Here is a 21,348-nt window from a genome sequence, read left to right as displayed (position 1 = left end):
AAAAACCGGAAGTCTTGAAAAAGGCATCCGGTTTTTTTATCTTTTATTTTTATCAATTTTTGATTCCCAATTTTTCTTTTATAGCTTGAGGAATTGCATTTTTATGAACCAGAATTGCGGTTGTTTTCATACGTACGTAGGGTTCTGACATATAAAGATAGCCTTCAAACGGATTTCTGTCTGTCCCCCATGAATTTTTAGTTTTATAATAAAGAGTACCGTTCTGATCTTCCAGCAAACCTGTCAGGTGCATCAGGTGATCGTCGGTTGTTTCGCGCTTGTCAAAAGTTTCCTGACGGTTATTGTCATTTACTTGTATTTCAGGTACGGGAGAAACAAATGAGTAGAGATTGCTTTTATCTGCTGCCGGCAGTTTTTCAAAACGAGCCCGGTCACTGCTACTCATATTTTCCGGCTGGCTGGTCGGTAGAATAGCCAGACCATTGCTGTGGCTGAATCCTTTTTCGCTGACGTCTCCGTCCCAGGCAATAGTATACCCGTTTTTCAAAGCATTATTCATAATCGCCATCAAATCGTCAAGCGGAACGTTGTAATAACGGGCGTGTAACCAGTTATCCGGAATTTCCAGTTCCACTTGCTGATAAAACGGATAAGCCTGGTATGAGGTCAGTTCGATATAATCTTCCGGCTGAATACCGATTTCTTTGGCAAAAGATTCCGGTGTGTATTTTTTACCTTCGTAAGTAAATGTTTCCGGAGCTTTTCCCAGATAGGTTTCAATGATTGCCATAAATGCATTGGGCCAGGCTGTCGTGATTCCCCGGCTTTTATTGATTCCCTGGATATATCCGCTTAGGCCATTCACAAATTCCCCGTGTGAGTGATTGGTTGTACCGTATTGAAGACCTGGATATTCCTGTTCCGGAACGATACCGTATTTACTTATCATATCGATAACGTCGTGTGCTTGTCCGCCCTGACTGAAATTCGTGGTTCCTTGAAAACGGAAATAACGCATCCCTTTTTCAAAGTAAGCATTCCGTACGACAAACATTTCAGACAGATCATAGGTTTTATTGTGTTGCCGTAGTAATTCTGCTTCCAAAAAAGAGATTGTAGCGAAACACCAACAAGTACCGGTATTCGCCTGGTTTTTTACGGAAGTGACGGGAATGTCTTTAATCTCTTTAAATTTATACCCGGAACGGGGGGCTGACTGTTGAGCAGAAACAGGAAATAAAGAGAATAAAACAAGTACTCCCAAGGTAAGTGTAAATGATTTTATCATGATTTTTTCTATTTTAAATTAATAAGGTGCAAGATAGGTAAATTAATTTTAAATTTTAGATTTTAGATTTTAAATTGAGAAAAAGATCGGTGAAAAATTACACACTGGGACGGACTTGTTGTGTAATTTACGATTTTTGATTTTAGATTTACGATTGGGGTGAATGCTGATATGTAGAAGGGTTTCGAAGAGGTTGTTTATGATTTTAAATTTTAGATTTTAGATTTTAAAATTGAGAAACAGGTAGGTGAAAAATTACACACTGGGACGGACTTGTTGTGTAATTTACGATTTTTGATTTTAGATTTACGATTGGGGAGATTGCTGATTTGTAGAGGAGTTTCGAAGAGGTAGTTTATGATTTTAAATTTTAGATTTTAGATTTTAAATTGAGAAACAGGTAGGTGAAAAATTACACACTGGGACGGACTTGTTGTGTAATTTACGATTTTTGATTTTAGATTTACGATTGGGGTGAATGCTGATATGTAGAAGGGTTTCGAAGAGGTAGTTTATGATTTTAAATTTTAGATTTTAGATTTTAAATTGAGAAACAGGTAGGTGAAAAATTACACACTGGGACGGACTTGTTGTGTAATTTACGATTTTTGATTTTAGATTTACGATTGGGGTGAATGCTGATATGTAGAAGGGTTTCGAAGAGGTAGTTTATGATTTTAAATTTTAGATTTTAGATTTTAAATTTAGAAACAGGGAGGTGAAAAATTACACATTGGGACGGACTCATTGTGTAATTTACGATTTATGATTTTTGATTTCCGATTGGGGTGAATGTTGATATGTAGAAGGGTTTAGAAGAGGTTGTTTATGATTTTAAATTTTAGATTTTAAATTTAGAAACAGGTAGGTGAAAATAACACACTGGGACGGACTTGTTGTGTAATTTACGATTTTTGATTTACGATTTAAGATTGGGGAGATTGCTGATTCGTAGAGGGTTTTCGAAGAGGTTGTTTATGATTTTAAATTTTAGATTTTAGATTTTAAATTTAGAAACAGGTAGGTGAAAAATTACACATTGGGACGGACTCGTTGTGTAATTTACGATTTTTGATTTACAATGGAAATACAGAATCAATAAGTTGCCGGAAAATTTTCAGGTATATGAATGGAATGAAGTGATTAACTTAATGTTTTCCGAAATATTATTGGGAAAGTAATTGCTATATCTATAATCTGGAAAATATATAAAATTGCAATCTCAAGATTGCAAATAATTATATTTTATATTATTTTTGTATGGCAAAAAAGAGAAAATGGACAGTTTACGTAGTACGCACAATACATTATTAAAAGAGCGTGTTTCTGCTATTCGTCGCGGACTTGCAGATCAAATCAACAGGAAGAGCCGTTTGATTGCTGTAAAAGGGAGCCGGGGTGTAGGGAAAACGAATTTCTTATTGGATTATTGCCGCGACTATTATCCGGACGATGTTTCCTGTTTGTATGTAAATATCAATAATCTTTTTTTTGCTGCAGAAGGACTTTATCATTTTGTTGAACGTTTTTATAAGTTGGGAGGGAAAGTTCTTTTATTAGACCAGGTTCATAAATATCCCGGCTGGGACCGGGAGTTGCAAGCCTGTTATCATTCTTTTCCCGGTTTGCAGATTGTGTTTACGATTTCTTCCATCGTTCGGGTAAAATCGAATGAATATCTGAAAGAGATCGTGGATATGTATAATTTGAGCGGTTTGTCGTTCCGGGAGTTTCTGGAGCTTGAAACAGGGTATCAGTTTCCGGTATTTTCATTTAAGGAGATTGTGGAAAAGCACGAGCAGATCGTAGACGGTATTCTGGCTCAGATTCGTCCTTTGGCCTATTTCGGGAATTATTTACGATACGGTTATTATCCGATATATTTGGAAGAAAAATCACATATTGATTATTTGTTGAAAAATATCAATTTGACTTTGGAATTTGATATTCCCTACAATAATCAAATAGAACTGAAATATCTGCCCAAACTAAAAAAATTATTGTATCTTGTGGCGCGGGATAATGGTGGCAGTGTGAATATCAGTAGATTGAGTGCCGATATCGGCGTATCCCGGGCTACGGTGCTGAATTATTTGTATTACATGAAAAATGCCCGTTTGTTGACATTGTTGTTGCCGGCAGGGAATGAGGAAGATTGTTTGCGTAAGCCGAACAGACTGTATATGCACAATTCGAATTTGTTGAATGCAGTTTGTCTGGACGAGGTGGATAAGCAGGTATTACGGAAAACATTTTTTTTGAGTCAATTGTGTCCGGTGCATCGTATAAATTATACGGATAGGGCTGATTTCCTGATTGACGGTATGTATCATGTAAATGTTTGTGAGGAAGGAAAAGAAAAGGGGGCGGATGATGTTATTCTGATGGAAGATATGATAGAACGGGGAAAAGGAAATGTCATACCTCTCTGGTTATCGGGATTTACCTATTGACGGGAAGATTAAGATTGAGAATTAAATATAGTAATAAATCAAAATTGAATGTCGAAAGCCAAAATTATTTTTGTTTTCAATTTTCAGTTTTCAATTAATTTAAAAAGATGGCAAAAGAAAAACAATTCATGACTTGTGATGGTAACGCTGCCGCTGCACATATAGCATATATGTTCAGTGAAGTATCGTGTATTTATCCCATCACTCCGTCTTCGCCGATGGCTGAGAATGTCGACGAGTGGGCGGCTAAAGGGAGAAAGAACATGTTCGGAGAAACCGTACGTGTGATCGAAATGCAATCAGAAGCCGGTGCTGCCGGAGCTGTTCATGGTTCTTTACAGGCCGGTGCATTGACCAGTACTTATACTGCTTCACAGGGATTGTTGTTGATGATTCCGAACATGTATAAAATTGCCGGGGAATTATTGCCTTGTGTATTTCATGTAAGTGCACGGGCATTAGCTGCTCATGCTTTGAATATTTTCGGAGATCATGCCGATGTTTATGCAGCCCGTCAAACCGGTTTTGCTATGTTGGCTTCCGGCTCTGTACAGGAAGTGATGGATTTGTCAGCTGTTTCTCATTTGACGGCAATAAAATCCCGTGTTCCGTTTGTGAATTTCTTCGATGGTTTCCGTACCTCTCACGAGATACAGAAAATTGAAGCTTTGGATATGGAAGATTTGCGGGGACTGGTGGATATGGAGGCTTTGCAGGCATTCCGTAGCCGCTCGTTGAATTCCGAAACCCCGGTAACCCGTGGTACGGCTCAAAATCCGGATATTTATTTCCAGGGACGTGAAGCTTGTAATAAATTTTATGAATTAGTGCCTGACCTCGTGGCCGGTTATATGGATGAAATTTCTAAGCTGACCGGAAGAAAATATCGTCCGTTTGATTACTATGGTGCTCCGGATGCTGAAAATATCATTATCGCTATGGGATCGATAACGGATACCATTCGTGAAGTAATTGATTATAAATTGGCGCAAGGAGAGAAGGTCGGTTTGATAGCCGTTCATTTGTATCGTCCGTTCTCTGCCAAATATTTTATGGAAGCTGTGCCCGCATCTGTAAAACGGATTACAGTACTTGACCGTACTAAAGAGCCGGGAGCTAACGGTGATCCGTTGTATTTGGATGTAAAAGATATATTCTATGGAAAAGCAAATGCGCCTTTGATTGTAGGCGGACGTTATGGTATGGGGTCAAAGGATGTGACTCCGGCTCAAATCATCGCTATTTATAAAAATATGGCTTTGAATGAACCGAAAAATCAGTTCACAGTCGGTATCGTGGATGATGTAACATTCAAATCGTTGCCTTTGGAGCAGGAAGTAAAGGTGACCTCCGATTCCACCTACGAAGCCAAATTTTATGGGTTGGGTTCGGACGGTACGGTTGGTGCCAATAAGAATTCCATCAAGATTATCGGAGGAGCTACGAATAAATATTGTCAGGCATATTTCGCATATGATTCCAAGAAGTCGGGTGGTTTTACCGCTTCTCACCTGCGTTTCGGAGATGAACCGATTCGTTCTACCTATCTGGTGACAACTCCTGACTTTGTCGCTTGTCATGTGCCTGCATACATCCATCAGTATGATGTATTGAAAGGGTTGAAAAAAGGCGGTTCGTTCCTGTTGAATTCTCTTTGGGATGCCGAAGAAACGGCTAAGCATATGCCGAACCATATGAAGAAATATCTGGCAGATAACGAAATTAATTTCTATATCATTAATGGTACGAAGATCGGTCAGGAATTGGGATTGGGGAATCGTACCAATACGATTATGCAGAGTGCTTTTTTCAAGATTACGAATGTGATTCCTTACGAACTGGCAGTTAAAGAAATGAAAGCCGCTATCGTGAAATCTTACGGTACGAAAGGGGAAGCTATCGTAAATATGAATTATGCTGCCGTAGACGCCGGTGGTAAGGAAGGCAATCTGGTGAAAGTCAATGTTCCTGCCGAATGGAAGAATTTACCGGATGAAATGCCGGGTCATGATGGCAACCGCCCTGAATTTATCCGTAATGTTGTAGATGTGATGAATGCTCAGAAGGGAGACGATCTGCCTGTCAGTGCTTTTGTCGGCAGAGAAGACGGTACATTCCCTTGTGGAACAGCGAAATATGAAAAACGGGGTATTGCTGTGAATGTTCCGGAATGGCAGGTTGAAAACTGTATACAGTGTAACCAATGTGCTTATGTATGTCCTCACGCTGCTATCCGTCCTTTCCTGATGACGAGTGAGGAATTGGCTGCTGCTCCTGCCGGAACACAATCAAAACCGGCAATCGGTAAAGAGCTGGCTGGATATCAATTCAGAATTCAGGTATCTCCTTTGGATTGTACGGGGTGTGGTAACTGTGCCGATGTTTGTCCGGCTAAAACCAAAGCTTTGGTCATGAAACCGCTGGAATCTCAAGAGGTTGAAATGCCTCGTTGGGAATATATGGATAAGAAAGTTGGTTACAAACAAGTTGTAGAACCGAACAATGTGAAGAATTCACAATTTGTTCAGCCTTTGTTTGAGTTCTCTGGTGCCTGTGCCGGTTGTGGTGAAACTCCGTATATCAAATTAATCACTCAGTTGTTCGGAGAAAGAATGATGGTAGCTAATGCAACGGGTTGTTCTTCTATTTACGGTGCATCTGCTCCCTCTACTCCTTATTGTACAAATTATAAGACGGGGCGTGGTCCGGCCTGGGCTAATTCATTATTTGAAGATAATGCTGAATTCGGTTTCGGTATGGCAGAAGGTGCAAACCGTTTACGTGAAAGAGTGAAGAGATTGCTGGAAGAAAACATGTCAGCTTTCTCTGCTGCTGTACAAGCTGCTGCTACTGCATGGATTGCCGGTTTTGATGATAAAGACCAGACTTTGGCTTTGAGCGATGCATTGCTTGCTGCCCTGGAAAAAGAGACTGCTCCGGTAGCTAAGGAAATTTTAAGTCTGAAGGCTTATTTCACGAAGAAATCTCAATGGATATTCGGTGGTGACGGTTGGGCTTATGATATCGGTTACGGTGGTGTAGATCATGTATTGGCCAGCGGACATGACGTAAATATTTTGGTTGTCGATACCGAAGTATATTCGAATACCGGTGGACAGTCTTCTAAATCAACGCCGACGGGTGCCGTTGCCAAGTTTGCTGCCAGCGGTAAACGGGTAAGGAAAAAAGATTTGGGTATGATGGCTATGTCTTATGGCTATGTTTATGTAGCACAGGTAGCAATGGGGGCAAATCAGGCTCAATATATCAAAGCATTGAAAGAAGCGGAAGCATATCCGGGACCGTCTTTGATTATAGCTTACGCTCCCTGTATCAACCACGGTTTGAAGGCTAGCATGGGTAAATCACAGGCAGAGGAGAAAAAAGCCGTTGAGTGTGGTTACTGGCAGTTGTATCGTTATAATCCGTTGTTGGAGTGTGAAGGTAAAAATCCGTTCCAATTGGATTCTAAGGAACCTGATTTCTCTAAATTCCGTGAGTTCCTGATGGGTGAAGTACGTTTCAATTCTTTGGTAAAAGCTGCTCCTGCAGATGCAGAGAAGCTGTTTGAAACAACAGAAGCAAATGCCAAATGGAGATACGAAGGTTATAAACGTCATGCTGAAATGAAGTATGGTGAATAAATAAGATCTTTGGATCCGGATAAGGGCTGCATTTTGCAGCCCTTTTTTTATGGAATGGGGAGGAAAAGATACAAACCGGACTGATAATTGATATGGGAAGGATATATTGCAATCTGTTCTTATTCCGCTTGCCGAGCTTTTAGTGTTGATTGTTTTTTATAAAAATTTACATTAAATTGCATATCCTATTTTTTTTCGTATTTTTGACTGTAATTTTATGTCGTTAGGTATAAAGAACAAAAGTGTAAGTTTAAAAGATAATTTTATGGAAGAATTAGAAACAAAAAATCAGGAGCAACCCAAACAAACGATTATAATTCAGCAGCCTGTTTCCCGTTCGAATGGTTTGGGTACTGCGGGGTTTGTATTGGCATTGATTGCATTATTTTTAGGCTGGATTCCGTTTTTAGGCTGGATTGTATGGTTGTTAGGACTTATTTTTTCTGCCTGCGGTATGTTTAAAGCTCCCAGGGGGCTTGCTATTGCCGGACTGGTAATATCTCTGATCGGGGTGATATTATTGCTGGCTGTTTTCGGTGCCGTAACTGCTGCTCTTACGTTGTGATAAAAACGGGGGATGCGACTTTCTGAATCTTCACAGATTTAATAGAAGAAAAATAATGGGGCGATGAAAAAATATTTTCATTACCCTATTTTTGTTTCTATAAACTTTTTCTTTTGGGTATTTTCTTAATTTTTATTTACCTTTGAGCCATTATTAACAGTCAGAAAGGGGTGCCTGAATAGTACGGGCTGAGATTATACCCATTGAACCTGATCCGGGTAATGCCGGCGAAGGGAGTTATGTAACAGATGTGCGCCTTTCTGTTATAATTTAAAGCACAAATGAATAAAAAATTTTGGATCATTGCCACATTATTGCATTGTGGTTTGTATGCCGTTGCAGAAACAGAAACGACGGATTCTTTGCGTCATGTAAATCTTGAAGAGGCTCAGGTCTTTTCAACGCGTGCAACAGCGAGGACTCCGATTGCTTTTGTCAATATCAGTAAAGAGGCAATTCAGAAACAAAATGCCGGTTTGGATATTCCGTTTTTATTGTTGATGACGCCTTCCGTATTGACCACGACAGATGCCGGTGCCGGAATCGGCTACTCGACGATACGTGTACGGGGTACCGATGCGACTCGTATTAATGTAACCACTAACGGTATTCCGATGAATGATGCGGAGAGTCATGCTATTTTTTGGGTGAATACGCCGGATTTGGCTTCTTCTTTGAAAGATATGCAGATACAGCGCGGGGCCGGAACTTCAACGAACGGGGCCGGTGCTTTCGGGGGAAGTATCAATATGCAGACAGAGAGCTCTGCCATCAATCCTTATGCAGAAATCAGCGGTTCTTACGGTTCGTTTAATACACAGAAAGAAACGTTTAAAGTGGGAACCGGTCTGGTGAATAATCGTTGGGCTTTCGATGCCCGGCTTTCGCATATTAAAAGTGATGGTTATAGAGACCGGGCTTCTGCCCAATTGAAATCTTATTTTGCTCAGGCCGGGTATTACGGAGATAAAACGACGGTTAAATTTATTACTTTCGGTGGCAAAGAAGAAACTTATCATGCCTGGGACGGTATAACCAAGGATATGCTGGAAACCGATCGTACCTATAACCCGAATGGAGTAATTGAAGATGAGAACGGAAAGGCTGTGGGTTTTTATGATGATCAACTGGATGTGTATCGTCAAACCCATTATCAGTTATTATTCAACCATATTTTCAATCCGGCCTGGAATTTAAATGTTGCTTTTCATTACACCGGCGGGGAAGGATATTACCAGGAATACAAGAATGGCCGCTATCTGGCCGAATATGGATTACAACCTTATGTGGATGCTGAAGGCAAAACGGTTGAAACTTCGAATTTAATCCGGAGAAAGAATGTCGCCAGTGATTTCGGTGGTATGGTTTTTTCTTTAAATTATCAAACCGGAAAATTACAGGCATCTCTCGGAGGCGGAATGAATAAATACAAGAATGATCACGATGGAAATGTAATTTGGGTGAAAAATTATATCGGCGATCTTGCTCCCGATCATAAGTTCTATGAAAATACCGGAGAGAAACTGGATGCCAATATATACGGACGTCTGAATTATGAATTTGTACGTAATCTGAATTTTTACGTCGATTTACAATATCGTCATATTAATTATACGATAAAAGGAGTGAACGATAAATACGATTGGAGTGCGGGTCATATGCAGCCATTGAATTTGGATGAAACCTTTAACTTTTTTAATCCGAAAGCGGGACTTTTCTGGCAGATCAATTCTCAAAACAGTGCTTACGCTTCATTTGCTGTAGCGCAGAAGGAACCGACCCGAAATAATTACACTGACGGTTTCTTTACCCAACGCCCCAAAGCCGAACGCCTGCTGGATTATGAGCTCGGATATACTTTCCGCTCGGGCCGTTTTACTGCCGGCGTGAATTTGTATTATATGGATTATAAAGATCAACTGGTATTGACCGGACAGTTGAACGAGATCGGAGAAGCCGTATCAGCTAACGTAAAAGATAGTTATCGTACGGGTGCCGAATTGTCGGCCGGAATGAGGTTTACAAATTGGTTGCGTTGGGATGTCAATGCGACGTTGAGCCGTAACCGGATTAAGCATTATACGGAATATTTGAGCGATGTGAATGAAAACTGGAAAGATATGACAACAGCAGATGGCGGTATTTCTCAAACAGCCAATTATTTGGGATCCACTCCGATTTCTTTTTCTCCGGATTTTATGTTGAATAGTTTGATTGCTTTCAATTATAAGGGATTGGATGCCTCGTTACAGTCTCAGTATGTAAGTAAGCAGTACCTGAATAATTCCGGGGATAATGATTGTACATTGGATGCTTATTTTGTAAGTAATTTGAATGTAAGTTATACTTTCAAGCTGCCGGCGATGAAATCGGTAACGGTAGGGGTAACGGTGTATAACCTGTTCGATGAAACGTATGAAAGCAACGGATATGCCAGTCGTACGGCTGTTTACCCGACACCGGACAGAATCAAACCGGCAGGTGTCAAACCGGAAATAGTACCTTATGCGGCTTATTATCCCAATGCCGGAATTAATGCGTTGGCGTATCTGACGTTGCGATTTTAAAAGATAAGGTTGGAACCGGTGTTAATATCGGTTCCGATTGTAAATCAAAAATTTATGGGTTCGTATCTTGGTTTTTTGTAATTTTATTCTTTTATAGTCGATCTGAAATTTACATTTTAAAGCAGCTATGGATTATTTAGAAATTATCGGGACCCTTGTCGGATTGCTATATCTCTGGTTCGAATATAAAGCGAGTATCTGGCTTTGGGCTGCGGGTATTGTCATGCCGGCTTTAAGTCTTATGGTGTATTATCGGTCCGGATTATATGCGGATTTCGGTATTAATATTTACTATCTTTTAGCCGGTATATACGGTTGGGCGATGTGGTTAAAAGGGGCTTCCGGTAAGAAAGAGCTTCCGGTTATACATACGCCTATAAAACAGATTTTGCCGTTGACAGCTATAGCTGTCGGGTTATTGTTGTTTATTGCCTGGATATTGATTCGTTTTACGGATAGTACAGTTCCCTGGCTTGACAGTTTGACAACGGCATTGAGTATTGTGGCCATGTGGATGTTGGCTTATAAACATGCCGAACAATGGTTGGTATGGATTATTGTCGATGTTGTTAGTTGTGGGTTATATATTTATAAAGGTTTACCTTTCTATGCCGCTTTATATGGATTTTATACTATAATTGCCTTCTTCGGCTATTTCAAATGGTTGAAAATGATCTCCGAAGAAAGGTAATTTATGATTTCTGGATTCTGATTTATCTCCCTAACTAACCGTTTGTTTTAATTTAGAATTTGCAATTAAAATTCTACTTTTGCCTTGTAATTGTATTGAAAGATGAAGCATTATCCTTTATGTGGTAAGGGGCATTTGCCGGAGGTTGTTATATTGGCGGACGGGAATTTTCCGAGGACCCGTTCGGCTGTTGAGATGTTAAAACGATTGCCGATAGTATGTTGTGACGGGGCGACCGGTAAATTATTGCGTCATGGGTATAAGCCTCACGCTATTGTCGGAGATGGAGATTCGCTTTCATCTGTACTTCGGAAACAATATGCTTCTATTATTCATCTGGAAAAGGAACAGGAAACCAATGATTTGAGCAAAGCTTTCCGTTTTTGTCTGGAAAAGGGTTGGAGAAATATTCTGATCCTGGGGGCAACGGGAAAAAGGGAAGATCATACTTTGGGAAATATCAGTCTTTTGATGGATTATATGTCCTGTGCTCAGGTACAGATGTTGACGGATTACGGTTTGTTTACCCCTGTTTGCGGAGATTCTGAGTTTGAGTCTTTTCCGGGACAACAGGTATCTGTGTTTAATATGGGATGTACTTATCTGAAAGGTGAAAATCTGGCTTATCCGCTCTCTCTGTTTACGAATTGGTGGCAGGGAACTTTAAATGAGGCAACTGAAACCCGTTTCCGGGTTATTACGGACGGAAAGCTGTTGGTATACCGGGTTGGCGGTTTATTGAAATAATAAGAATGTAATTTTTATCATTATTTACAAAACTTCCTAAAATTTTTATCAATCTGATTTATGTTATATATTTGCGGAAATTTAGTTATCGGTTGCATGTACGGTAATCATTTTACGGTTTATTAAATTTATTTTTCATGAAAAGGCAATTGATTTCCTTATTGGTGCTATGTTTTGGAATATTTCAATTACAAGCAGCAGATAAACAGGTGATCCGGATTTCGACAGCCGCTACGGATTTAATTTTTCAGGTGGGGGCGAACGGGCGTTTGTATCAGTCGTATTTAGGTCCCCGATTTATGAACGGGACGGATATAGAGTGTTTGTCAAAAGACAGAAATGTAGCGGCACAAGGGTGGGAAGTATATCCGGGTTCAGGAATGGAGGATTATTTTGAACCGGCATTAGGTATCACTCATAATGATGGGAATATGGCGACTTTGTTGAAGTTTGTTTCACAGGAAGTCCGTCGGATAGATACGAATGTGGAAGAAACCATAATTACATTGAAAGATGAGGTTTATCCGATCGAGGTGAAGTTACATTATGTGTCTTTTGCCAAAGAGAATGTGATTAAATCCTGGTCAGAGATATGCCATCGGGAGAAAAAGCCGGTGACTTTATTCCGTTATGCTTCTGCTATGTTTTATTTTGAAAGTCCGCGCTATTTTTTGACTGAATTCAGTGGTGATTGGGCGCGTGAGGCGATGATGACTTCTCAGGAGCTACAATTCGGTAAGAAAATTATTGACACGAAACTAGGAAGCCGGGCTGCCATGCATGCACATCCGTTTTTTCAATTGGGCCTGGGGCATCCGGTGGCTGAAAACGAAGGATTGGTATTGGTCGGTACTATCGGATGGACCGGAAATTTCCGGTTTACCTTTGAAGTGGATAATGTGGGAAATTTGCGCGTAATTTCAGGCATAAATCCTTATGCTTCCTGTTATGAGCTTGTGCCGGGAGAGGTTTTTAAGACACCTGAATTTATTTTTACTCTCAGTGGGAATGGTGTCGGCGATGCCAGTCGCAATTTGCATGATTGGGCACGGCATTACCAGGTAAAAGACGGATTGGGGGCACGGCTTACTTTATTGAATAATTGGGAAAATACCGGATTTAATTTTAATGAAGAGATATTGCTTGGTTTGATGAAAGAAGCGAAGCATTTGGGGGTCGATATGTTTTTGCTCGATGACGGTTGGTTTGGGAATAATCATCCCCGAAATGACGACCGTGCTGGTTTGGGTGACTGGGAACCAATGAAGAGTAAATTACCTAATGGTGTTGGTCCTTTAGTCGAGGGGGCCGAAAAAGCAGGAGTCAAATTCGGAATCTGGGTCGAGCCGGAAATGGTAAATCCGAAAAGTGATTTGTTTGAAGAGCATCCGGAATGGGTGATTCATCAGCCTAACCGGGAACCTTATTACTATCGCAATCAGTTAGTATTGGATATGAGTAATCCAAAAGTACAGGATTATGTATATGGGATTATTGATAACTTAATGACCCGACATCCGGGAATTGCTTTTTTCAAATGGGATTGCAACAGTCCGATCACCAATATTTATTCTCCGTATTTGAAAAATAAGCAGTCACAATTGTATATAGATCACGTACGTGGGATATATAGCGTTTTGGAGCGGCTAAAAGAAAAATATCCGAATCTGCCGATGATGCTTTGCTCCGGGGGAGGAGCCCGTTGTGATTATGAGGCATTGAAATATTTCACTGAATTTTGGCCAAGCGATAATACAGAGCCGGTGGAACGTATTTTTATTCAATGGGGATTTTCGCAAGTGTTTCCTTCACAGGTTTTGTGTGCGCATGTCACTGGCTGGGGAAAACAATCCGTCAAATTCCGAACGGATGTTGCTATGATGTGTAAATTGGGATTTGACATCGGTATTGCAGATATGACAGCAGATGAACAGGCGTTTTGTCAGGAAGCTGTGAAAAATTTTAAACGCCTTTCTCCGGTTATTCTACAAGGAGATTTTTATCGTCTGGTTTCTCCTTATGAAACAAATCATGCTGCGGTTGTACATGTCGGAAAAGATAAGCGTAAAGCAGTTCTTTATGCTTATGATTTGTATCCTCGTTTTGGAGAAAAATTATTTCCGGTAAAACTACAGGGATTAAATCCCGTTAAAAACTATAAAATTGAAGAGATCAATTTGATGCCGGGACATCAATCCGATTTAACTGCCCACGGAAAAATATATTCCGGTGATTTTTTAATGAAGGTGGGGATAGACGTGTTTACAGGTAACAAGACACATAGCCGGATTCTTGAAATAACAGCTCAATAAATAATAAGAGGTGTGGTTTCAACCGCACCTCTTATCATTTAAGGAGTAAATTATTGATTTTTTCTTTCAATGTCTGGACATTTATCGGTTTGGCAATGTAGTCTGTAAATCCGTAGGACAGGATATTTTTAACATCCTGAGAGTAGGCATAGGCAGTTACTGCAATAACCGGAACGTTGGATGATATTTTGCGAATTTCAGAAAGAGCTTCGTATCCGTTAACTTCAGGCATACGGATATCCATTAGAAGTATGACAGGATTATAGAGCTTAAAAAGAGTGATTGCTTCGCGTCCGTTATAAGCATGTAAAAGCTGGAAGTCTGCTTTTAGAACATATTCCAACAACAGGTAATTATCTCTGTTATCTTCGGCTATGACAATAATAGGTTTGTTTTTTGAATTATGCATGTATTCTGTCTGCCTAAATTAATATTCTGTTGAATATAAATGCAATTCCGAATGTAAAAATTTTATGATTTCAATATTCTAAAGTCATTTATACGGAATACGACTTTATTTGATTCACACACACACCATAAAATAATACTTATGACCCTTTTAGAGGGAGATTCAAAGGTACGTTTTTTTTGTGTAATCACAAAAATTGACAGATAGAAATTAAAATCATTCATACAGGTTATTCAATACATCATAAACAACTGTATTTCAATAATTAAAAAAATATTTATATCTATTCTTCTTTCTTACATTTCTATTTGAATTTTTCCCATTTTTATAAACTTAAAAAACGTACCTTAAATTTGGCTGAAAGATACTATTTGTTATGTGTGTAATTTGCTTTTTTACATCGCTTTCCGTTTTTATGGCATGTCTTTTTCAACTTTCTTAAACACACTACCGTATCTCGTAAAAAAAGTATATCTTTGCAGTTCGTTAATGTTGGACGTTTAATATTTTTGTTTCCGGACAGATCATGCAATATACTTTATTGGCTAAAGATAAGAATAGTGAAGCTCGTTGTGGGGTGTTAACAACGGCGCACGGGGAAATTCATACTCCTATTTTTATGCCGGTAGGAACGGTGGGAACAGTGAAAGCTGTACATGCCCGGGAATTAAAAAATGATATTCGTGCAGAAATTATTCTGGGGAATACGTATCATTTGTATTTACGTCCGGGAACAGATATATTGCAAGCTGCCGGAGGATTACATAAATTCAACGGCTGGGACAGACCCATCCTGACGGACAGCGGAGGTTTTCAGGTTTTTTCTTTGACCGATCGGCGGAAGATTACCGAAGAAGGAGTCATATTTCATTCCCACATTGATGGCTCGAAACACATTTTTACACCGGAATCCGTAATGGATATCCAGCGTAAAATAGGGGCGGATATCATTATGGCTTTCGATGAATGTCCTCCGGGAACGAGTGAATACGGATATGCAAAAAAATCTTTGGAATTGACGCAGCGCTGGCTGGAACGCTGCGTAAAACATCTGGATGCCACGGAGCCTTTGTATGGTTACGAACAAAATCTGTTTCCTATTGTTCAGGGATGTGTGTATAAGGATTTGCGGGAGCGGTCGGCGGAGCATGCGGTAGCGCTGGATCGGGCCGGATATGCTATCGGCGGCTTGGCTGTCGGTGAACCGGCAGAAGACATGTATGCGATGATAGAAGTCGTAAACCGTATTTTACCGCAAAATAAACCCCGTTATTTGATGGGGGTAGGTACTCCGGAAAATATTCTGGAAGCGATTGCTTTGGGAGTAGATATGTTCGACTGTGTTATGCCCACCCGGAATGGACGTAACGGAATGTTGTTTACGACTGAAGGTGTGATTAATATAAAAAACAGAAAGTGGGATAGGGATTTTTCTCCTTTAGATCCTGCCGGATTATGCTTTGTTGACACAGATTATACAAAGGCATATCTCAGACATCTGATAAAGGCCGATGAAATATTGGGATTACAAATATGTTCTATCCATAATCTGGCTTTTTATTTATGGTTGGTTCGTGAAGCCAGAAAACATATTCTGGAAGGAGATTTTGCTGTCTGGAAATCACGAATGGTAAAAAAAGTAACAACACGGTTGTAATAGGAAGCTGCTATTTCAGAGTCCAATAGTCTTAAAATGAAAAAACTCGATTTATACATTATCCGTAAATTCTTGGGAACATTCTTTTTTTCCCTGGCACTTATATTGTGTATCGTCGTTGTTTTCGATGTTGCGGAAAAGTTGGAAAAATTTATAGGGAATCAGGCCCCGTTGTCGGAGATTATTTTTCAGTATTATCTGAATTTCATACCTTATTTCGCTAATCTTTTTTCATCATTATTTACTTTTATTTCCGTAATCTTTTTTACCTCGAAAATGGCTTATGATAGTGAGATCATAGCTATATTAAGTACCGGTATCAGCTTTAAGCGTTTTTTGTTTCCTTATATGATATCTGCGGCTGTAATTGCATTGTTGTCTTTTTGTCTCAGTGCTTTTATTATTCCGAATGCCAATCAGACGCGTATTGAATTTCAGAAACGTTATATCAATAAAAAATTCAATAATAAGGAAGCTAATATCCACCGGCAGATCGCTCCCGGCGTATTTATTTATATGTCGAATTATTCGGTAGCTTCCAATATCGGATACGATTTTTCTATTGAGACGTTTAATAATGATACGTTGGTCAGTAAGCTTACGTCCAGTCGCATTACCTGGGATAAAGATAAGGAAAAATGGGTGATCAGTAATTGGAAATTGCGGGAGCTTGAAGGGAACCGGGATAAATACACGACGGGCCGGGAGATTGATACATTGCTGGGGTTTTTGCCTTCGGAATTTTCAGAGGACCCGAGTAAAATAAAGGAACAGCTTACCTTGCCGGAATTGGATGAATATATCGAACGGATGAAGTTGCGGGGAAGTTCTAATATTATCGAATTTCAGATTGAAAAATATAAAATATGGTCCAATGCTTTTGCGACTTTTATTTTGACATTAATAGGTGTGTCTATCTCTTCCCGTAAAATCCGGGGGGGGATGGGCCTGCATTTGGGGTTGGGATTGTTACTCAGTTTCTCTTACATTCTGTTTATGCAATTTTCGACTGTTTTCGCAACAAACGGGGATATGAATCCGTTATTATCCGTGTGGCTGCCGAATATACTGTTTGCGGTAATTGCGTTTTTTGTATACCGGACAGCTCCGAAATAGGAAAATAAATACAATAAATACCGATAGAAGGGTGGGCTTGTGTAGAATTGGGTGTGATAATATGTTTAATATGGAGAAAAAAATCAATAGAAGAGAAAATAACGAAGGACGTCGCCAGGAAGGTCGTTCTTTTTCCAGAAATACCCGGAATTCCGGATATAAAAGTGAAAACAAAGAATCTTCGCAGACGAATCGTCGCTATTTTGACCGGGAGAGAAAAGACAATGAAAATAAACCTCGTTTTAATTATACAAGGGAGGAGGGAAGTGTTAGGCAGGAGTCTGAATCCCGTTATCAACGCAGACCGAGAGTAGAGGAAGGCCGGAAAGAATCGGAGAATGGGGGACGGTATCAGAAGAGGGATTATTATAAGCGGGAAACAGGAACGAATCCGGCAAATCGTTCGCAGGAGAAAACCCCCGGACGTAGGAGTTATTTTTCAAAACCGACTGAAGAGAAGAATTACAGTAGGGAAAACAAATACATAAAACGCGACTATAAGCGTCAGGATTCTTTGGGGGAAGAAGGGAAGGAAGAATTGCGTAAAAAGCATTACAGTAAGAAAAAGCAGTTGGAGCACCATCGGCTTAAGGTAGAAAAAGAAGATGCTGAGTTGCGTTTGAACCGTTATATTTCTATGGGAGGGGTATGTTCACGGAGAGATGCGGACGTGTTGATAGCCGAAGGAAGAGTGAAAGTAAACGGCGAAGTTGTCCAGACTGTGGGAATTAAAGTCCGTAAGAACGATCGGGTAGAAGTTGACGATGTTTTAATTGTTCCCGAACGAAAAGTATATCTGGTACTCAATAAACCTAAAGACTACGTAACTACTGTAGAAGATCCGCTTGAACGTAAGACTGTGATGAGTCTGATAGAAGATGCGTGTAAAGAACGGATCTATCCTATCGGGCGTTTGGATCGTCAGACCACAGGCGTCTTATTGTTTACGAATGACGGTGATTTAGCCAAGAAGCTGACGCATCCGAAATATGAACACAAGAAAATATACCATGTATTTTTGAATAAACCGTTGGATGAAACGGATCTGGAAAAGATCAGTAAAGGATTGGAATTGGAGGACGGTTTTATAAAAGCCGATGAAATTAGTTATACGTCGCCTGACAGATCCGAGGTCGGGATTGAGATTCATTCAGGACGTAACCGGATTGTGAGACGGATATTTGAGCATCTGGGATACGACATCGTTCGTCTTGACCGGGTGTATTTTGCGGGAATAACCAAAAAGAATTTACCGAGAGGAAAATGGCGGTTTTTGACTTCTCAGGAGGTTCGGATATTGAAGATATATAATACCTGACGGGTTTATAAAATCAGTCCGGATTGTATATATTTTTAAATGTAATATTTTTATTTAAAAAATAATGCTTATTTTGCATTGTTTTCATTGTTAAAATATTTATTATGGTGGCACTGGTATCACAAGGAATGAACAGAATGAGGATATTACAGAAGATTTCTTATACCCCTCGTTGGATCATTTTCATTTTAGATGTATGTCTGAGTTTGTTCTCAATAGGTGTTGCTTGTTTGGTTTTAGCTAATTTTCAGATTGATAAGATCGTTTTAGAGCCTCTGATAAAGATCATGTTTATTGTTGTAGGGGTTCGGATGGTCGGATTTATTTTAGGGAAAACTTATTCCGGAATTATTCGCTATACGGGGACTGAAGATGTATTGCGGATATTTTATGTATTGACGGCCGGCGAATTGGTTCTTTTGTTGTTTAATGCCGGTTTTTTCATTTTTGATCAGACATTTTTTATTCCGTTGGGGTTTCTTTTGATTGAATATATGGTATTGATGTGTACCATGACGATACTTCGTTTATTTGTTAAAATTACATTTTCCCAATATGTCGATGCTGAAAAGGTAAAGAAAAATGTGATTATTTGCGGTAGTGACGAATACGGAATGATGGCGAAGCATGCTTTGGATAATGCTGTGGATGCCTCATACAATATCATTGCTTTCGTAGATATGAACGATAAAAAAGCAGGGAAGGTATTGGAGGGTGTCAAGATTTATAAGTCCAGTGCTTTATCTTATCTTTTGAAGCGGAATGATGTCGATAAGGTGGTAATCGCCAAAAAATTGCTGGCGCAGGATAAGAAACGCCGCCTGATTGAAACCTGTCTGAAATACAATGTCAGTGTATTGGAAGTGCCTCAATTTGAAAGCTGGATTAACGGGGAGTTGAATATTAAACATATTAAAAACATCAAGATTGAGGATTTACTGGATCGTGGAGTTATAGAATTGGATGATCAGGCTTTGCGTAAACAGTTACTGAATAAAACAATTTTGGTAACAGGTGCGGCCGGTTCGATTGGGAGCGAGATTGTCCGGCAGTTGACCCGTTTTAAACCGGCACGTATCATTTTACTGGATGAGGCAGAGTCACCTCTTTATGATATACAACTGGAATTATCTGAAAAATTCCGTTTCAATGATTTCTCGGTAGAAATGGCAGATGTCCGGGATTATGACAGAACGGAAGGTATATTTGTCAGGTATCGGCCTGATATTGTGTATCATGCTGCCGCTTATAAGCATGTGCCGATGGTTGAATTATTGCCGTTGGAAGGAATAAAGACTAATGTTTTCGGAACAAAAAATGTGGCTGATCTGGCTGTGAAATACGGGTGTGATAAATTTGTTATGATTTCGACCGACAAAGCTGTGAATCCGACGAATGTAATGGGATGTACCAAACGGATTGCTGAAATATACATACAGTCGTTGAATGCTCAATCGAAAACCTGTTTTGTTACGACCCGTTTTGGTAATGTATTGGGGTCTAACGGATCTGTAATCCCCCGGTTTACCAAACAGATAGAAGAAGGTGGTCCGGTAACGGTGACACATCCGGATATTACCCGTTTTTTTATGACCATACCGGAGGCCTGTCAATTGGTATTGCAAGCCGGGGCCTTGGGAGAGGGAGGTGAGATATTCGTCTTCGATATGGGGGAAAGTGTGAAAATTGTCGATTTGGCTCGTAAAATGATTAAACTTTCCGGATTTGAAGTAGGTAAAGATATACATATTGTATTTACAGGTCTCCGGCCGGGTGAAAAACTATACGAAGAAGTGTTGAACGTAAAGGAGACGACATTGCCGACACCTCATAAACGAATTAAACGGGCTAAAGTGCGTGAATATGATTTTGAAGAAATCAAGCAGGAAATCATAGAGTTGCGTATGATTGTCGATAAGGGAAATGTTTTTGAAACGGTAAGAAAAATGAAGTTTATTGTGCCTGAATTCAAATCCAAAAATTCCGTTTATGAGGAGATTGACTTTCAACTTGAAGCAAACCGGGTAGATCTGATGATGGAAAAAGCTGTACAAGAATAAATATATTGGTAATATTAAAGTGAACATGGAATATTCTTCTTCCTGGTATGCTTTGCATACCGCTCCCCGTGCAGAAAAGAAAGTGAAGGAAAGGTTGGAAGAACAAGGGATCGAGAATTACTTACCTTTAAAAATTGAAACACGTATCTGGAGCGACCGTAAGAAAAAAATCGCAGTACCATTAATTCCCGGATACATCTTTGTTTGTGTTTCTGCAAATGACTTTTTGAAAGTATTGAATACAACGGGAGCAGTGGCTTTTTTAAAGGAAAAATCGGCACCTGCAGCTATTCCTGTAGATCAGATCAGGCGTTTACGGATGATGGTAGAGCATGCGGTTGATGAGATTGAATTTGTAAACAATCCTTTGCGGATTGGAGATAAGATAAGAGTAAAGCAAGGTGAGTTGGAGGGATTGATCGGGGATCTTATTGAGATGCGGGGAAAATATAAGATTGCCATTCGTTTGCAATATTTCGGCTGTGCATTAACAACTATACCTTTGGGATGGATTGAAAAGCTGGAATGATCGGTTCATTTGTGAAAAAAGGAGGTGGGTG

Annotated in this window: 14 protein-coding genes and 1 riboswitch; of the genes, 12 read left to right on the top strand and 2 right to left on the bottom strand. The window is 39.7% G+C overall.

Annotated features, from left to right (window positions below; translation table 11 throughout):
- Positions 1-52: 52 nt before the first annotated feature.
- The gene (locus BN8908_RS07995) at positions 53-1,249 is read right to left on the bottom strand and encodes a C1 family peptidase (RefSeq protein ID WP_068689954.1); all 1,197 of its coding nucleotides are present in this window, start codon (positions 1,247-1,249) and stop codon (positions 53-55) included.
- Between the two features lie 1,277 nt (positions 1,250-2,526).
- Between BN8908_RS07995 and BN8908_RS07990 the strand changes: the two genes are divergently transcribed.
- The 7 genes from BN8908_RS07990 to BN8908_RS07960 all read left to right on the top strand — a co-directional run bounded on the left by BN8908_RS07990 (position 2,527) and on the right by BN8908_RS07960 (position 14,228).
- Positions 2,527-3,702, top strand: coding sequence for an AAA family ATPase (locus tag BN8908_RS07990; RefSeq protein WP_068689952.1), 1,176 nt, complete (start codon positions 2,527-2,529; stop codon positions 3,700-3,702).
- A gap of 107 nt (positions 3,703-3,809) precedes the next feature.
- A complete protein-coding gene (nifJ, locus tag BN8908_RS07985) occupies positions 3,810-7,346 on the top strand; it encodes a pyruvate:ferredoxin (flavodoxin) oxidoreductase (protein ID WP_068689950.1) in 3,537 nt (1,178 codons plus the stop codon).
- 265 nt (positions 7,347-7,611) lie between these two features.
- Positions 7,612-7,911, top strand: a complete 300-nt coding sequence (locus BN8908_RS07980) for a hypothetical protein (protein WP_068689948.1) — start codon at positions 7,612-7,614, stop codon at positions 7,909-7,911.
- Positions 7,912-8,067: 156 nt separating this feature from the next.
- Positions 8,068-8,165: riboswitch (TPP riboswitch) on the top strand.
- A 27-nt stretch (positions 8,166-8,192) separates the two neighbouring features.
- Entirely contained in the window at positions 8,193-10,478 is a 2,286-nt protein-coding gene (locus tag BN8908_RS07975; protein WP_068689946.1) for a TonB-dependent receptor, read from the top strand.
- A gap of 127 nt (positions 10,479-10,605) precedes the next feature.
- Positions 10,606-11,169 carry a nicotinamide riboside transporter PnuC gene (pnuC, locus tag BN8908_RS07970; protein WP_068689945.1) on the top strand — a complete coding sequence of 188 codons (564 nt, stop codon included), beginning with the start codon at positions 10,606-10,608 and terminating at the stop codon, positions 11,167-11,169.
- Between the two features lie 102 nt (positions 11,170-11,271).
- Complete coding sequence (locus BN8908_RS07965; protein WP_068689942.1) at positions 11,272-11,916, top strand: thiamine diphosphokinase; 645 nt, start codon at positions 11,272-11,274, stop codon at positions 11,914-11,916.
- A gap of 137 nt (positions 11,917-12,053) precedes the next feature.
- Positions 12,054-14,228, top strand: a complete 2,175-nt coding sequence (locus BN8908_RS07960) for an alpha-galactosidase (protein WP_068689939.1) — start codon at positions 12,054-12,056, stop codon at positions 14,226-14,228.
- Between the two features lie 34 nt (positions 14,229-14,262).
- Here BN8908_RS07960 and BN8908_RS07955 read toward each other — a convergent pair whose 3' ends face one another.
- Positions 14,263-14,637 (bottom strand): response regulator, encoded by a 375-nt coding sequence (locus tag BN8908_RS07955; protein WP_021988434.1) that lies wholly within the window; start codon positions 14,635-14,637, stop codon positions 14,263-14,265.
- A 526-nt stretch (positions 14,638-15,163) separates the two neighbouring features.
- Between BN8908_RS07955 and tgt the strand changes: the two genes are divergently transcribed.
- From tgt to BN8908_RS07930, 5 genes are all read left to right on the top strand, one after another.
- Positions 15,164-16,294 carry a tRNA guanosine(34) transglycosylase Tgt gene (tgt, locus tag BN8908_RS07950; RefSeq protein ID WP_021988436.1) on the top strand — a complete coding sequence of 377 codons (1,131 nt, stop codon included), beginning with the start codon at positions 15,164-15,166 and terminating at the stop codon, positions 16,292-16,294.
- A 36-nt stretch (positions 16,295-16,330) separates the two neighbouring features.
- Positions 16,331-17,410, top strand: a complete 1,080-nt coding sequence (locus tag BN8908_RS07945; protein ID WP_021988437.1) for an LptF/LptG family permease — start codon at positions 16,331-16,333, stop codon at positions 17,408-17,410.
- Positions 17,411-17,480: 70 nt separating this feature from the next.
- Complete coding sequence (locus BN8908_RS07940; RefSeq protein WP_021988438.1) at positions 17,481-18,728, top strand: pseudouridine synthase; 1,248 nt, start codon at positions 17,481-17,483, stop codon at positions 18,726-18,728.
- Positions 18,729-18,832: 104 nt separating this feature from the next.
- Complete coding sequence (locus BN8908_RS07935; RefSeq protein ID WP_021988439.1) at positions 18,833-20,788, top strand: polysaccharide biosynthesis protein; 1,956 nt, start codon at positions 18,833-18,835, stop codon at positions 20,786-20,788.
- Between the two features lie 25 nt (positions 20,789-20,813).
- Complete coding sequence (locus BN8908_RS07930; protein WP_021988440.1) at positions 20,814-21,317, top strand: UpxY family transcription antiterminator; 504 nt, start codon at positions 20,814-20,816, stop codon at positions 21,315-21,317.
- The last annotated feature ends 31 nt before the right edge of the window (positions 21,318-21,348 follow it).

It is taken from the genome of Culturomica massiliensis, from assembly GCF_900091655.1.
GTDB lineage: Bacteria > Bacteroidota > Bacteroidia > Bacteroidales > Marinifilaceae > Culturomica > Culturomica massiliensis.
Note: the sequence above shows the minus strand (reverse complement) of the source record. Positions and strands in the feature narration are given on the sequence as shown.

Coding starts and splice junctions, on each gene's coding strand:
- BN8908_RS07945 (WP_021988437.1), top strand. CDS start 16,331: ATGAAAAAACTCGATTTATACATTATCCGTAAATTCTTGGGAACATTC.
- BN8908_RS07955 (WP_021988434.1), bottom strand. CDS start 14,637: ATGCATAATTCAAAAAACAAACCTATTATTGTCATAGCCGAAGATAAC.
- BN8908_RS07975 (WP_068689946.1), top strand. CDS start 8,193: ATGAATAAAAAATTTTGGATCATTGCCACATTATTGCATTGTGGTTTG.
- BN8908_RS07940 (WP_021988438.1), top strand. CDS start 17,481: ATGGAGAAAAAAATCAATAGAAGAGAAAATAACGAAGGACGTCGCCAG.
- BN8908_RS07930 (WP_021988440.1), top strand. CDS start 20,814: ATGGAATATTCTTCTTCCTGGTATGCTTTGCATACCGCTCCCCGTGCA.
- pnuC (WP_068689945.1), top strand. CDS start 10,606: ATGGATTATTTAGAAATTATCGGGACCCTTGTCGGATTGCTATATCTC.
- BN8908_RS07960 (WP_068689939.1), top strand. CDS start 12,054: ATGAAAAGGCAATTGATTTCCTTATTGGTGCTATGTTTTGGAATATTT.
- BN8908_RS07935 (WP_021988439.1), top strand. CDS start 18,833: ATGGTGGCACTGGTATCACAAGGAATGAACAGAATGAGGATATTACAG.
- BN8908_RS07995 (WP_068689954.1), bottom strand. CDS start 1,249: ATGATAAAATCATTTACACTTACCTTGGGAGTACTTGTTTTATTCTCT.
- nifJ (WP_068689950.1), top strand. CDS start 3,810: ATGGCAAAAGAAAAACAATTCATGACTTGTGATGGTAACGCTGCCGCT.
- BN8908_RS07965 (WP_068689942.1), top strand. CDS start 11,272: ATGAAGCATTATCCTTTATGTGGTAAGGGGCATTTGCCGGAGGTTGTT.
- BN8908_RS07980 (WP_068689948.1), top strand. CDS start 7,612: ATGGAAGAATTAGAAACAAAAAATCAGGAGCAACCCAAACAAACGATT.
- BN8908_RS07990 (WP_068689952.1), top strand. CDS start 2,527: ATGGACAGTTTACGTAGTACGCACAATACATTATTAAAAGAGCGTGTT.
- tgt (WP_021988436.1), top strand. CDS start 15,164: ATGCAATATACTTTATTGGCTAAAGATAAGAATAGTGAAGCTCGTTGT.